Annotated in this window: 12 protein-coding genes; 3 read left to right on the forward strand and 9 right to left on the reverse strand. The window is 70.7% G+C overall.

From position 1 onward, the window contains the following. Positions 1-3 precede the first annotated feature (3 nt). On the forward strand, positions 4-915 hold the full coding sequence (locus tag R4Z63_RS05560) for a DUF2470 domain-containing protein (RefSeq protein ID WP_384453544.1): 912 nt from the start codon (positions 4-6) through the stop codon (positions 913-915). Positions 916-945: 30 nt separating this feature from the next. Here R4Z63_RS05560 and R4Z63_RS05565 read toward each other — a convergent pair whose 3' ends face one another. From R4Z63_RS05565 to R4Z63_RS05585, 5 genes are all read right to left on the reverse strand, one after another. Beyond that, positions 946-1,851: a DUF2199 domain-containing protein gene (locus R4Z63_RS05565; RefSeq protein ID WP_384453541.1), complete on the reverse strand. Its 906-nt coding sequence runs from the start codon at positions 1,849-1,851 to the stop codon at positions 946-948. A gap of 131 nt (positions 1,852-1,982) precedes the next feature. Beyond that, the gene (locus R4Z63_RS05570) at positions 1,983-3,341 is read right to left on the reverse strand and encodes a replication-associated recombination protein A (protein WP_384453538.1); all 1,359 of its coding nucleotides are present in this window, start codon (positions 3,339-3,341) and stop codon (positions 1,983-1,985) included. A gap of 95 nt (positions 3,342-3,436) precedes the next feature. Further along, positions 3,437-4,054: a vitamin K epoxide reductase family protein gene (locus R4Z63_RS05575; RefSeq protein ID WP_037926091.1), complete on the reverse strand. Its 618-nt coding sequence runs from the start codon at positions 4,052-4,054 to the stop codon at positions 3,437-3,439. A 112-nt stretch (positions 4,055-4,166) separates the two neighbouring features. Further along, complete coding sequence (gene hisS, locus R4Z63_RS05580) at positions 4,167-5,426, reverse strand: histidine--tRNA ligase (protein ID WP_037926088.1); 1,260 nt, start codon at positions 5,424-5,426, stop codon at positions 4,167-4,169. A gap of 10 nt (positions 5,427-5,436) precedes the next feature. Continuing rightward, the gene (locus R4Z63_RS05585; RefSeq protein ID WP_037926085.1) at positions 5,437-6,159 is read right to left on the reverse strand and encodes an MBL fold metallo-hydrolase; all 723 of its coding nucleotides are present in this window, start codon (positions 6,157-6,159) and stop codon (positions 5,437-5,439) included. Positions 6,160-6,312: 153 nt separating this feature from the next. Here R4Z63_RS05585 and R4Z63_RS05590 point away from each other — a divergent pair, with 153 nt between their 5' ends. Together R4Z63_RS05590 and R4Z63_RS05595 are read left to right on the forward strand one after the other, a co-directional pair. After that, on the forward strand, positions 6,313-7,098 hold the full coding sequence (locus R4Z63_RS05590; RefSeq protein ID WP_037926082.1) for a peptidylprolyl isomerase: 786 nt from the start codon (positions 6,313-6,315) through the stop codon (positions 7,096-7,098). Between the two features lie 190 nt (positions 7,099-7,288). Further along, entirely contained in the window at positions 7,289-8,518 is a 1,230-nt protein-coding gene (locus R4Z63_RS05595; protein WP_037926079.1) for a DUF349 domain-containing protein, read from the forward strand. A gap of 67 nt (positions 8,519-8,585) precedes the next feature. On the opposite strand, the gene R4Z63_RS05600 is transcribed toward R4Z63_RS05595, so the two are convergent. From R4Z63_RS05600 to secD, 4 genes are all read right to left on the reverse strand, one after another. Then, positions 8,586-11,036, reverse strand: a complete 2,451-nt coding sequence (locus R4Z63_RS05600) for a RelA/SpoT family protein (protein ID WP_384453533.1) — start codon at positions 11,034-11,036, stop codon at positions 8,586-8,588. A 202-nt stretch (positions 11,037-11,238) separates the two neighbouring features. Continuing rightward, positions 11,239-11,793: an adenine phosphoribosyltransferase gene (locus R4Z63_RS05605; protein WP_078556867.1), complete on the reverse strand. Its 555-nt coding sequence runs from the start codon at positions 11,791-11,793 to the stop codon at positions 11,239-11,241. After that, a complete protein-coding gene (gene secF / locus R4Z63_RS05610; protein WP_384453528.1) occupies positions 11,790-12,845 on the reverse strand; it encodes a protein translocase subunit SecF in 1,056 nt (351 codons plus the stop codon). The genes R4Z63_RS05605 and secF overlap by 4 nt, the downstream gene beginning before the upstream one ends. 3 nt (positions 12,846-12,848) lie before the next feature. Then, a complete protein-coding gene (gene secD, locus R4Z63_RS05615; protein WP_384453525.1) occupies positions 12,849-14,627 on the reverse strand; it encodes a protein translocase subunit SecD in 1,779 nt (592 codons plus the stop codon). Positions 14,628-14,674: the final 47 nt, after the last annotated feature.

Consider the following 14,674-nt stretch of genomic DNA (forward strand, 5'->3'; position numbering starts at 1 on the left):
GTAATGTCTCGACCACATGGGATCCCCCTGCCCAGTGCGCAACGCAGTTCGGATTCCAACGAAACAGAATCCGCTTGCGCCGACGATAAGCAAGGTCAGCCGCGTCCCAGGGAAGGCGTTCGGCAGCTCACCGGAGCCGAACGCGTACGAACCCTCGTAGAGTCCAACGCCTCAGTATCCCTCACGCTGATCGGTGCTCGTGACAGTCACGGGCCCGAGGAGTTCGGGACAGGGCTGCCGGTCGCACGGACCGTCACCCCGGACGGGGACGTGATTCTCCTTGTTTCCGGGGAATCCGCGGCTGCCGCGGCAGCCGCTCACGCCCAGGACGACGACCTCACCGCCGTGATCGAGATCACGGATGTGGCGCCGGTGTCCGTGCCCCATCGTATCCGAGGCCGTGCGTGGCTGGCCGGGTGGCTGACGCCGGTCCGCGGGCACGACCGCGCCCGGTGCGCCGCGCTGCTCGCCGAGCGCCATCCGGTGGGCGAGCTGCTGGGCCTGGACGAGTCCCGGAGCGCCCCGTACACGGGCCGCCCCGCCTGGATGATGCTGCGCCTGGAGGTCGGCGAGATCACGGTGGACGACCTGTGGGGCGCCGAGCACGTGGACCCCGAGGACCTGGCCGCGGCGGAGCCGGACCCGGTGTCCCCGCACGAGGCCGAGCTCCTCCAGCACCTGCACGCCTCCCACGGCGACCGGATCGGCGGACTGTGCGACCTGCTCGGCGGCCGCGAGGCGCGGGGGATGACGGCGGTCCCGCTCGCCCTGGACCGGACGGGCCTGCGCGTCCGCTTCACCGGCGGCGTCGCCGGCGGCTGCTTCGACGCCCGTTTCGACTTCCCCGAGCCGGTGGCGGACGTCTGCGGCCTGCGCCGGGCGATGCGCGCCCTCTTCGCGGCCGCCTCGCCCTGAGGGCGGCCGGCCGGCGCGCCCGCGGGCCGGTCAGAGGGTGTTCAGGGCGTGATCGAGCGAGCGCCAGATCCGCTGGGCCCAGTCCAGGTCGGCAGGGTCCTCGTAGGTGCAGAAGATCCCCGCGGCGATGCCGGGTGCGACGGCCATGCCGTAGAACTCGTGGCGCGGCCGGCCGTGGTCCTGCGGGGTCAGCCAGAACGCGTACCGCACTCCCCCGCCCATCGGCTCGCGCACGCGCTGGGCGGGCCGGGTATCGGGAGCGCCGGACAGCAGCGCCGTGAGGAAGTCTCCGGGGGCGCGGCCGGGGACCTCGTCCCGCATGAGGTTGACGGCGGCGCTACGGTCCGGCGCGGTGAAGTGGTCCGTTCCGTCGGCGAAGGAGGCGGTGAGGCCGGCGGTGCGCAGGACCGACCAGCGGCCGCCGAGGTCGGTGCGCACGTCCACGGGCAGCGGGTACGGGAAGCGGCTGAGGACGTGGTCGCGGTCCCAGGTCCGGGTCAGGACGCGGGAGGCCACCGGGTGGCGCACGTCGGTGACCTGGGGCAGTTCCTCCGGGTCGGCGACCTTCGCGGTGACCGGGGCCCCGAGCAGGTCGTCGCCCCAGGGCTGGATCCGGTTGGCGAAGGTGCCCTCGACGGACAGGTCCGCGTAGCCGGGCTGCTCCCACACCTCGTGGGCGCGCCGCAGGGTGGCGTCGTCCACCTCCAGCCAGGCCCCGAGGACGAGCTCGGTGTCGTGGGTCAGCCGGACGGGCAGCAGGCAGCGTATGAAACAGCCGACACCGTCCACCCGGAGCAGGGCGCGCACGCCGAGCCGGTGGACGGCCTCCTCGGGCGCGCCGACGGCGGCGTCGGGCAGGTTGAAGCCGAAGTCGATACGGCGCTCGTCGGCAAGGGCGTCGCCGCAGCAGGCACAGGTGGGAAGGTCCGTGGTCATCCGGGCAGCCTAGGGCCTGTCCGGCGGACCGGTGATCCGCCGGAGAGCCCGCCCGCGCACGTGCGCCCGGTACGGGCCCTGGCCCCGCCTCGCGGGGCACCGGATCGGACAGCCGCCCCGCGGCGGACGCCTCAGCCGCGGTCGGTGCCGCGCAGGCGCTCGCGGACCTTCTCCACCACGTCCGCGTAACGGGCCTCGGCGCCGTAGCGGGTCGGCTCGTAGTACCGCTTGCCCTGGATCTCGTCCGGGGCGTACTGCTGGGCCGCGATGGCGCCCGGCACGTCGTGCGGGTACACGTACCCGACCGCATGGCCGAGACCGGCCGCGCCCTTGTAGTGCCCGTCGCGCAGGTGCGGCGGGACCGAGCCGGCCAGGCCCGCCCGCACGTCGGCCAGCGCGGCGCCGATCGCGGTCGTGGCGGTGTTCGACTTGGGGGCCAGGGCCAGGGCGATCGTGGCGTGCGAGAGCGTCAGCGCGGCCTCCGGAAAGCCGATCATCGCCACCGCCTGGGCCGCCGCCACCGCGATCGGCAGCGCGGTGGGGTCCGCCAGGCCGATGTCCTCGCTCGCGGAGATCATCAGACGGCGCGCGATGAACCGGGGGTCCTCCCCCGCCTCGATCATCCGCGCGAGGTAGTGCAGCGCGGCGTCCGCGTCGGAGCCGCGGATCGACTTGATCAGCGCGCTCGCCACGTCGTAGTGCTGGTCGCCGTCCCGGTCGTAGCGGACGGCCGCCCGGTCCACCGCCTCCTCCAGGGTCCTGAGGGTGATCTCCCCCTCGCCCTTGGCGATGGCCGAGCCCGCTCCGGCCTCCAACGCGGTCAGTGCGCGCCGGGCGTCGCCGCCGGCGATCCTCAGCAGGTGAGTTTCGGCGTCCCGCGGCAGGGTCACCGCCCCGGCCAGGCCGCGCTCCTCCGTGAGTGCGCGCCGCATCAGCGCGCTCAGGTCGTCGTCGGTGAGCGGCTCCAGAGTCAGCAGCAGGGAGCGCGACAGCAGCGGCGAGATGATCGAGAAGTGCGGGTTCTCCGTGGTGGCCGCGATCAGCGTCACCCAGCGGTTCTCGACGGCCGGCAGCAGGGAGTCCTGCTGGGCCTTGCTGAAGCGGTGGATCTCGTCGAGGAAGAGCACCGTCTCCTTGCCGTAGCCCCCGGCCGCGCGGCGCGCGCCCTCGATGACGGCCCGTACCTCCTTGACGCCCGCCGTGATCGCGGAGAGCTCCACGAACCGCTTCTGCGTGGCCTGGCTGACCACGTAGGCGAGGGTCGTCTTCCCGATCCCGGGCGGGCCCCAGAGGATCACCGAGGAGGCACCGGCCGGTCCGCCCGCTCCTTCCCCGACCAGCCGCCGCAGCGGTGATCCGGGCTTGAGCAGGTGCTGCTGGCCGACGACCTCGTCCAGGGTGCGCGGGCGCATCCGGACGGCGAGCGGCGAGCTCGCGGGGTCCTTCTCCTGGCGCTCTTCGGCGGCGGCGGTGAACAGGTCTGGTTCCACACCGGAAGCCTAAGCGAGTCCGCCGACAGGGCGGCCGCCGTCGGCACGCGGCCGGTCCGCAGCCCCTGTGCGGTCGGTCCACGGTCGGTCCGCGGTCAGGAGGTCCAGAAGTCCCACCAGCGGGTCAGGATCAGCATCCCGATGATCCCGATGTGCAACGCGGGCAGCACCCAGGTGAACTCGCCGAAGAAGCTCCTGAGCCAGCCCGGCGCCGGCAGCAGGCCCGCGCGGACGTTGTGCGAGGTGACGTACCAGAACATCAGGATGGTGGCGACCCAGGCGAGGCAGCACCACAGGCACAGCGCGTTGATGTTGTAGAGCGACTGGTAGGTGAGCCAGGCGCAGAAGACGACGCCGAAGAGAGTGCCGGCGTTGAAGGTGAGCCAGTACCAGCGGCGGAACCGGGCTCCGGCCAGGATGCTCATGCCGACGCAGATCACGATGCCGTAGGCGACCAGGCCGAGCATGGGGTTCGGGAAGCCGAACACGGACGCCTGGTCGCTCTTCATGATGTTGCCGCAGGAGACGACCGGATTGAGGCTGCAGCCCGGCGTGAAGTTCGGGTCCTCCAGCAGCTTGAACTTGTCGATCGTGATGACCCATGCGGCGAGCAGACCTGCGGCCCCCGTGATCACCAGCAGCAGGGCCAGCGCCCGGCTCGCCCCGAAGGCCCTGCCCCCGGCGGTGTCCGCGTCCGTGCTTCGTGTCGTCATACCGCCCGCTCCACATCTGCAAGGTGATCAAGCACGGGTCATTGTGCCGTACGAGTCTGTGAACGGACGGGGCCGGGGAAGGATCCCCGGCCCCGTCCGACATCCCGCCCGCTCAGGCCAGGCGGGCCTTGACCGTGTCGATCAGCTCGGTGACGGGCACGGCCGTCTGCTCGCCGGACTCCATGTCCTTCAGCTGGACGACGCCCTCGGCGAGGTCGCGGTCTCCCGCGACGACCGCGAAGCGGGCACCGCTGCGGTTCGCGTCCTTCATGGCGCCCTTGAGGCCCTTGCCCCCGTACGACATGTCCGCGGCGACGCCCGCCTTGCGCAGCTGTGTCACCAGGCCGAACACGGTGGCCTTGGCCTCGCCCAGGGCCACCGCGAACAGGGACGTCGACGCCGGGATGTCGAGCTCGACGCCCTCGGCCTCCAGGGCCAGCACCGTGCGGTCCACCCCGAGCGCCCAGCCCACCGAGGGCAGCGCCGGTCCGCCGATCATCTCGGACAGGCCGTCGTACCGGCCGCCGCCGCCGACCGCGGACTGCGAGCCCAGACCGCCGTGCACGAACTCGAAGGTGGTCCGCGTGTAGTAGTCCAGGCCGCGCACCAGCTTCTCGTCGTCCTCGAAGGCGACGCCGGCCGCCGTCACCAGCGCCCGCACGTCCTCGTGGTACGCCTTGCACGCGTCGCACAGGTAGTCGCGCAGCACCGGCGCCCCGACCAGCTGCTTCTGGACGTCGGACCGCTTGTCGTCGAGGACGCGCAGCGGGTTGATCTCGGCGCGGCGGACGGTCTCCTCGTCCAGGTCCAGGCCCCGCAGGAAGGACTGCAGCGCCTCCCGGTACACCGGGCGGCACTCCTTGTCGCCCAGCGAGTTGAGCAGGATCCGGAAGTTGCGCAGGCCGAGCGAGCGGTACGCCTGGTCGGCGAGGATGATCAGCTCGGCGTCCAGCGCCGGGTCCTCGGCGCCGATCGCCTCGGCGCCTACCTGCGAGAAGTGGCGGTAGCGGCCCGCCTGCGGCTTCTCGTAGCGGTAGTAGGAGCCGGAGTACCAGAGCTTGACCGGCAGGTTGCCCTTCTTGTGCAGGCTCGCCTCCAGGGCGGCGCGCAGCACGGAGGCGGTTCCCTCGGGGCGCAGGGCCAGCTGGTCGCCGCCCTTGGTCTCGAAGGCGTACATCTCCTTGGAGACGATGTCGGTGGACTCCCCGACACCGCGGGCGAAGAGGCCCACGTCCTCGAAGCCGGGGGTCTCGATGTAGCCGTAGCCGGAGTTGCGCAGCGGGGCCGCGATGGCCTCGCGCACCGCCAGGTACTTCACGGAGACCGGCGGGATCAGGTCGTACGTGCCCTTGGGGGCCTGAAAAGTAGCCACGAAGCTCTCGTCACATTCCTCGTCGTGGAGCGGGCGCGCCCTGGTGGGGGCTCGCTGCCGGGCCGGCGGCGACCTCCCGCAGATACGGGTTGGTCGCGCGCTCGCGGCCGATGGTGGTCTGGGGACCGTGGCCGGACAGCACCACGGTCGAGTCGTCGAGCGGCAGGCACACGCGGGCCAGCGAGTCGAGCATCTCGGTGTGGGAGCCGCCCGGCAGGTCGGTTCGTCCGATGGAGCCGGCGAAGAGCAGGTCGCCCGAGAAGAAGACCGGCGGGATGTCGGCCAGCTCGGGCATCCGGAAGGTCACCGACCCCTTGGTATGGCCCGGGGCGTGGGCCACGGAGAAGTCCATTCCGGCCAATTTCAGGGTGGCGCCGTCGGCCAGCTCGCGGACGTCGTCCGGTTCCCCCACGGTGAGCTCTCCCATGAGGGGCATCCCGATCGAGCGGCCGAGCGCCTTCTCCGGGTCGCTCATCATGTAGCGGTCCTCGGGGTGGATCCAGGCCGGTACGTCGTGTGCTCCGCACACCGGGACCACCGAGGCCACATGATCGATGTGGCCGTGGGTCAGAACGACCGCGACGGGCTTGAGCCGATGCTTCTTCAGCGTTTCCTCGACGCCCTGGGCGGCCTGGTGGCCCGGGTCGATGATCACGCACTCCTCGCCGGCGGCGGGGGCGACCACGTAGCAGTTGGTGCCCCAAGCGCCTGCGGGGAACCCGGCAATCAGCACGTTCGTCCTCAATCGTCGTCCGGCGGGAGGGTGCAGGTGGGAATCCTGCTGCTCAGAGCCTACCGGCGCCGCTCATTACACAGCGAACCCATATACGGTACGGCCTATCCCAGCCCGGACAGCAGTATCAGACACGTACAAGGAGACGACCCGGTGGTCACGAGCGATCAGCGGCGGCGACAGCTCGCCAGGGAGAAGTACGAGCGCCAGCAGAAGCGCCGCGCGGAGGCCCGGAGGAAGAGCCGTCAGCGGGCGGCGGTGATCGGAGCCGCGGTCGCCGTGGTGGTCGCGACGCTGGTCGGCCTGATCGTGGGCGGTGTCTTCGATTCGGACAAGGACACCAAGGACGCGGCGGCGGACCCGTCGGCCTCGGCGACGCCGCCGGAGCCCAAGCAGTCGCCCTCGCCGGAGATGGCGATCGACCAGAAGGGCCAGTACACCTTCGCGCTGAAGACCAGTGCCGGCGACATCAACTTCGCGATGGACGCGGCGAAGACCCCGCAGACGGTGAACTCCTTCAAGTCGCTCGCCGACAAGGGCTACTTCGACAACACCAAGTGCCACCGGCTGACGGCCGGCGGCATCTTCGTGCTCCAGTGCGGCGACCCCGAGGGCACCGGCCGGGGCGGCCCCGGGTACACCATCCCGGACGAGAACCTGGACTCGCTGGGCAAGGCGAACGAGCAGGGCCAGGTCGTGTACCCGGCGGGCACCGTGGCGATGGCCAACACCGGCCAGCCCGGTTCGGGCGGCAGCCAGTTCTTCCTGGTCTACAAGGACAGCCCGCTGACGCCGACCTACACGCCGTTCGGCAAGATCGACGCGAACGGCCTGAAGGTCCTGGAGGAGATCGCCAAGGCCGGTACGGTCGACGGTGGCCAGGACGGTGCGCCGAAGACCGAGATCAAGATCGAGAAGGGCACGGTCACCCAGAACTGACGGGGTGATGCGGCCCCGGCGCCGGCCGGCCCGCTCGCGTACGCCGAGATTGCGTCGTGCGGGATGCGGACAGCCGGCCCGGCGGTCGCCTATGTTGGCGTTGTGCAGGGCGGGCGCTGCCCGCCCCAGGAAACTGTGGACGATGCCCAGGGGGTGAGCCCCTCGCAAGGCATCAGGTGGAGGAGGCGCTGTGAGCAGCGACCCGTGGGGCCGAGTCGACGAGACGGGCACCGTGTACGTGCGTACTTCCGATGGCGAGAAGGTCGTCGGTTCGTGGCAGGCGGGCACCCCCGAGGAGGCCCTGGCCTACTTCGAGCGCAAGTACGAGGGCCTGGTGGTCGAGATCGGCCTCCTCGAAAAGCGGGTGCGGACCACTGATCTGTCCGCCAAGGACGCCCAGACGGCGATCGACCACCTGCGTGCGCAGGTCGACGAGCACCACGCCGTGGGCGACCTGGACGCCCTGCGCGTGCGGCTGGACAAGCTGGTCGAGACCGTGGAGTCCCGGCGCGAGGAGCGCAAGGTCCAGAAGGCCAAGCAGGCGGATGAGGCCCGCGCGGCCAAGGACGCGCTGGTCGCCGAGGCCGAGCAGCTGGCCCAGAGCGACCAGTGGCGCAGCGCCGGCGAGCGGCTGCGCGCCCTGGTAGACATCTGGAAGGGCCTGCCGCGGCTGGACCGCAAGTCGGACGACGAGCTGTGGCACCGGTTCTCGCACGCCCGTTCCGCCTTCTCCAAGCGCCGCAAGGCGCATTTCGCCTCGCTGGACGCGCAGCGCGAGGATGCCCGCAAGGTCAAGGAGAAGCTGGTCTCGGAGGCCGAGGCGCTGTCGAAGTCGACCGACTGGGGCCCGACGGCCGCCCGCTACCGCGAACTGATGGCGGACTGGAAGGCGGCGGGCCGGGCGCAGCGCGAGGCCGAGGACGACCTGTGGAACCGTTTCCGTGGTGCGCAGGACATCTTCTTCGCGGCCCGCAGCGAGGTCTTCGCGGAGCGTGACGCCGAGCAGATCGAGAACCTGAAGCTCAAGGAGGAGCTGGCCGACGAGGCCGAGAAGCTCGTCCCCGTGACGGACCTGAAGGCGGCCCGTGCCGCATTCCGCTCCCTCAACGAGCGCTGGGAGGGCATCGGCCACGTGCCGCGCGACGCCCGGCCGAAGGTCGAGGGCCGGATGCACGCCGTGGAGCGGGCGATCCAGGAGGCCGAGGAGGGCGAGTGGCGCCGTACGAACCCGGAGGCGCGGGCCCGTGCGGCCGGCCTGACCGGGCAGCTCCAGGCGGCCGTCGACAAGCTGCGCGAGCAGATCGACGCGGCGCGCGCCGCGGGCAACAACGCCAAGGCCGACAAGCTGGCGCGTGAGCTGGAGGGCCGCCAGGCCCTGCTGGACCAGGCGCTGAAGGGCCTGGAGGAGTTCGGCGGCTGAGCCGAAGCCCCGGTACGACGAGGGCCCCGGTACGGATCTTCCGTACCGGGGCCCTCGCTTCTGTCCGCTACGGCCGGCGGGCCGAGGTGACGCGGTAGACGTCGTAGACGCCCTCCACGCCCCTGACGGCCTTCAGGACGTGCCCCAGGTGCTTGGGGTCGCCCATCTCGAAGGTGAACCGGGAGGTGGCCACCCGGTCGCGGGAGGTCTGGACGGCGGCCGACAGGATGTTGACGTGCTGGTCGGACAGGACCCGTGTGACGTCCGACAGCAGCCGGGACCGGTCCAGCGCCTCGACCTGGATGGCGACCAGGAAGACCGAGGACTGGGTGGGCGCCCACTCGACCTCCAGCATCCGCTCGGGCTGCTGGGAGAGGGAGTCGACGTTGACGCAGTCCGCGCGGTGAACCGATACGCCACTGCCGCGGGTGACGAAGCCGATGATCGGGTCGCCCGGCACCGGGGTGCAGCAGCGGGCCAGCTTGACCCACACGTCGTCGACGCCCTTGACGACGACGCCCGGGTCGGCGTTGCTGCGCCGCTTGCTGCGGGCCCGCGCGGGCGGGATCGATTCCTCGATGTCCTCGTTGGCCGCCTCCTCTCCGCCGAGCGCGGCCACCAGCTTCTGCACGACGCCCTGCGCGGCCACGTGGCCCTCGCCGATGGCCGCGTACAGGGAGGAGATGTCGGGGTAGCGCATCTCGTGCGCGAGGGTCACGAGCGAGTCGCCGGTCAGGATGCGCTGGATCGGAAGGTTCTGCTTGCGCATGGCCCGGGCGATGGCGTCCTTGCCGTGCTCGATGGCCTCGTCCCGGCGTTCCTTGGAGAACCAGGCGCGGATCTTGTTCCGGGCGCGCGGGGACTTCACGAAGCCCAGCCAGTCGCGGGACGGTCCGGCGCCCTCGGCCTTCGAGGTGAAGACCTCGACCAGGTCGCCGTTGTCCAGGGTGGACTCCAGCGGGACCAGGCGGCCGTTGACCCGGGCGCCTATCGTCCGGTGGCCGACCTCGGTGTGGACGGCGTACGCGAAGTCCACCGGGGTGGCTCCGGCGGGCAGCGCTATGACGTCGCCCTTGGGAGTGAACACGAAGACCTCGTTGCGCGAGAGGTCGAAGCGCAGCGAGTCGAGGAACTCGCCCGGGTCCTCGGTCTCCTTCTGCCAGTCCAGCAGCTGGCGCAGCCAGGCCATGTCGTTGACGGTGTCCTGGCCGGCGCTGCCCTTGGCGGCCTGCGGGACGTCGGTGCGCACCTTGGAGGTCCCCGCCACGGTCTGCTGCTTGTACTTCCAGTGCGCGGCGATGCCGTACTCGGCGCGGCGGTGCATGTCGAAGGTGCGGATCTGCAGTTCGACGGGCTTGCCGCTGGGCCCGATGACCGTCGTGTGGAGCGACTGGTACATGTTGAACTTGGGCATCGCGATGTAGTCCTTGAACCGGCCCGGGACCGGATTCCAGCGCGCGTGCACCGTGCCGAGGGCCGCGTAGCAGTCACGGACGGTATCGACGAGGACGCGGATGCCCACCAGGTCGTAGATCTCCGCGAAGTCGCGGCCGCGGACGATCATCTTCTGGTAGACGCTGTAGTAGTGCTTGGGGCGGCCCGTGACGGTGGCCTTGATCCGGGCGGCTCTGAGGTCCACCTGGACCTCATCCGTGACGAGGGCGAGGTACTCGTCGCGCTTGGGGGCCCGCTCGGCGACCAGGCGCACGATCTCGTCGTACATCTTCGGGTAGAGGATCGCGAAGGAGAGGTCCTCAAGCTCCCACTTGATCGTGTTCATGCCCAGCCGGTGCGCCAGCGGAGCATAGATCTCAAGGGTCTCGCGGGCCTTCTTCTCCTGCTTCTCCCGCTTGAGGTAGCGCATCGTGCGCATGTTGTGCAGCCGGTCGGCGAGCTTGATGACCAGGACGCGCGGGTCCTTCGCCATGGCCACGACCATCTTGCGGACGGTCTCGGCCTGGGCCGCCTCGCCGAACTTCACCCGGTCGAGCTTGGTGACCCCGTCGACGAGGAGCGCCACTGCGTCACCGAAGTCGCGGCGCAGGTCCTCCAAGCCGTACTCGGTGTCCTCGACGGTGTCGTGCAGCAGACCGGCCATGAGGGTGGCCGGGTCCATGCCGAGCTCGGCGAGGATGGTGGTGACCGCGAGCGGATGCGTGATGTACGGATCGCCGCTCTTGCGCTTCTGGCCGCGGTGCCAGCGCTCGGCCACCTGGTAGGCCTGCTCCAGCTGGCGCAGCGTCGACGTCTCGATCTTGGGGTCGTTGCCACGGACTATGCGCAGCAGCGGCTCCAGTACCGGGTTGTACGGATTCGAGCGCTGCACGCCGAGGCGGGCCAGGCGGGCACGCACCCGGTTGGAGGACGCGGCCGACTTCGCGGGCGCGGGCTTGACCGGTGCCGGCTTGGGCGCGGGCTTGACCGGCGGGGCCGGCGGGGGCGTGGCAGCGGCCGCCGTGGCCTGCTCGGCCCGCGGGTCGGGCTGCGCGGCGGAGATGGGCTGGGCCTCGTCTGGCAAGAGCGCTCCTCACGGGGGTCCCCCCAGGCGGACTCCGGGGGAGGATCCGGTGCCCGTGTCCGGTCCGGATAACCCATCGTAGCGAGGGTTGGGTCACCCCGTTCGCCCAGCCTGCCGCAACGGCCCGGGCACGCGAGCGGCGGGCACCCGGAGGATTCCGGATGCCCGCCGCCTCGTACGGGGGGGGGCGCGGTCGAAGCGCTCAGACCACGATCAGCGCGTCCAGCGGTGCTCCCGCCAGGGAACCGACCAGCTTGGCCCGGCCCGGGAGGAACGACAGCTCCATCAGGACCGCCACCCCGGCGACCTCGGCCCCGGCCCGCCGGATCAGCGACAGGGATGCCTCCGCCGTACCGCCGGTGGCCAGCACGTCGTCGATGACCATGACCCGGTCGCCCACGGACAGGTCCTCCGCGTGGACCTCGATCTCGGCCGCGCCGTACTCCAGCTCGTACGACTGGGCGAGCGTCGCCCCCGGCAGCTTGCCGGCCTTGCGGACCGGCACGAAGCCGATTCCGGCCTGCACGGCCACCGGCGCCGCGAGGATGAACCCGCGCGCCTCCAGGCCGACGATCTTCGTCGCGCCGTACAGCCCGGCCAGCTCCACGAGCGCTCCGGTCAGCGCACCGAACGCCTCGGGGTCCGCCAGGAGCGGGGTGATGTCCTTGAACATCACGCCCGGCTTCGGGTAGTCCGCCACGTCCTTGATGCGGCTGAGCAGGAGGGCCCGTACCTGGTCGGACAGCGGCCCGGTCAACGTCGCCGCCCGGGCTGACGGCCCTGCGACACGACCTGCGGCTCGTCGGAGCCCTGCGCGTCCTCGGGGGACTCGCCCTTGGCCGCTGCGGACGCGCGCTTGGCGAGCACCCGCTTCTTCAGCGCCTTCATGGCCGGCTCGCGCTCCTTGAGGTCCACGACCAGCGGGGTCGCGATGAAGATCGAGGAGTACGCACCGGCCGCGAGGCCGACGAACAGCGACAGCGAGATGTCGTTCAGCATGCCGGCGCCCAGGAAACCGCCGCCGATGAACAGCAGGGCCGCGACCGGGAGCAGCGCCACGACCGTGGTGTTGATCGAACGGACCAGGGTGCCGTTGATGCTGCGGTTGGCGATCTCGCTGAAGGTGTAGCGGGTCTGCTTGGTGATGTCCTTCGAGCCCTCCTTGAGACCGTCGAAGACGACGACGGTGTCGTAGAGGGAGTAACCGAGGATGGTCAGCAGACCGATGACGGTGCCCGGGGTGACCTCGAAGCCGACGAGCGCGTACACGCCGACGGTGATGGTGAGGTCGTGGATCAGGGCGATCAGCGCGGCGACGGCCATGCGCCATTCGAAGGCGATGGCGAGGTAGATCACCACGAGGACCATGAAGACGCCGAGGCCGGTCCAGGCCTTGTTCGCGATCTGCTCACCCCAGCTGGGGCCGACCAGATCGGCGTTGATGTCGGCCTCGCTCACCTTGAGGTCGGTGGCCAGTTCCTTCTTCACGTCGGTCGCGGCGTCGGTGTCCAGACCGGAGATCTGGATGCGCATGCCGCCGGTGCCGAGTTCCTGGACGATCGCGTCGTGGCCGGAGGCCTTCTCCGCGGCCTCCGTGACACCGGCGACCGAGACGGCCGTCTTCGGGGTGGTGAAGACGGCTCCGCCCTTGAACTCGATGCCCATGTTGAGGCCCTGGACGGCCAGGGCGACGATCGCCGTGATGGTGATCAGGATGGAAACGCCGTACCAGAGAAAGCGCTTGCCGACGAAGTCGTAGCCGACCTCACCGCGGTACAGCTTGGCGCCGAGATCTCCCAGCTTCGACATCTCTCACGCCTCCTTTGCTTCGACGGGGGCGGGTGCGGCGGTGCGCCGGGAGCTGCGCAGCGGGGGCTTGGCGCCCAGCCGCCTCGGGTCCAGCCCGGACCACGGGTGACCGCTGGAGAAGAACTTCGTGCGCGCCAGGAGCGTCATGACGGGCTTGGTGAAGAGGAACACCACGACCACGTCGAGCAGGGTGGTCAGACCCAGCGTGAAGGCGAAGCCCTGCACCTTGCCGACGGTGACGATGAACAGCACCGCGGCGGCGAGGAACGACACGAAGTCGGAGACCAGGATCGTACGGCGGGCACGCGGCCAGGCGCGCTCGACGGCCGGACGCAGGGTGCGGCCCTCGCGGATCTCGTCACGGATGCGCTCGAAGTACACGATGAACGAGTCTGCGGTGATGCCGATGGCCACGATCGCACCACACACGGCCGGCAGGTTCAGGGCGAAGCCGATGCCCTTGCCCAGCAGCGCCATGATCGTGTAGGTCAGGATCGCAGAGACCAGAAGGCTGATGATCGCGATGAAGGCCAGACCGCGGTAGTAGACCAGCAGGTACACCACCACGAGGAGCAGGCCGATCGCACCGGCGATCAGACCGGCGCGCAGCTGCTCGCCGCCGAGCGCGGCGGTGACGGTGGTGACGCTGTCCTCCTGGAAGGACAGCGGCAGGGCGCCGTACGAGAGCATGTTGCCCAGGTCCTGCGCGGACTGCTGGTTGAAGCCACCGGAGATCTGTGCGTTGCCGCCGGTGATCGCGGTGCTGACCGACGGGTCGGAGATGACGTCGCCGTCGAGGACGATCGCGAACTGGTTCTGCGGCATCTGCTTGGCCGCCAGCTCGCCGGTGACCTTCGCGAAGGCGTCGGCGCCGTGGTCGTTGAAGTTCATCGTGACGATCCACTGGCCCGACTGCGGGTCGATCTCGCCCCGGGCGCTCTTGACGTCCTTGCCCTCGACCGCGGCCGGGCCCAGGATCCACTTGCCCCACTGGTCGCCGCGCTGACCGCAGGCGAGCGTCGGGTCGGTGGGCTTGACGCCCTTGCCGACGTTCGCGCGCTGCTCTTCGTTCGTGCAGTCGAGCGCGGCGAACCGGGCCTGCAGGTCCGCGGCGGCCGGGTCGGCGGCGGGAGCACTCGCGGACGGCGACGGATCCGCCTTGTCGTCTGCCTTCTTCGACTCGCTCGCCGACGGCGTGGGAGTGGGCGCGTTCGGGGCCTTGAGGCCCTCGCTGAGCGCGCGGCCCTGGGAAGTGGCGCTGGACGACGGGGTGGCGGACGGGCTGGTCTTGTTCCCGTCCTGGGCCTCGGGGGCACCGGAGCCGCTCGCGGAGGGGCTCGGGCTCTGGGCGCCCTCGGGAGCGGCGGGGGCGCCGTCCGCGAATGCGATGACCGGGCGGAAGTAGAGCTGGGCGGTGGTACCGACCTGCTCGCGCGCCTGCTTCTCGTTCATCCCCTTGGGAATGTTCACGATGATGTGGTCGCGGCCCTGCGTCTGGACCTCGGCCTCGGAGACGCCGAGGCCGTTGACGCGGCGCTCGATGATGCCGACCGCCGTGTTCATGTTGGTCTCGTTGACGGCGTTCTCTTTGCCGGGCTCGCTCTTGGCCTTGAGCGTGATGCTCGTGCCGCCGGCGAGGTCGATGCCCAGCCGGGGAGTCGTCTGATGGGAGAGGAACATCCCCGCGGTGAGCGCCACCATCGCGATCAGGATGATCGCCAGGGCGCGCCCCGGCCTCCCCTGAGCCCCCGTGGGCCGCCGGCCCTTCTTCGGTGCTGCCACCTTGTCGTTTCTCCCTGTCCAACCGTCGCGCGCCGGGTCAGCGCGCG

This window comes from Streptomyces sp. PL-29 (assembly GCF_058344425.1).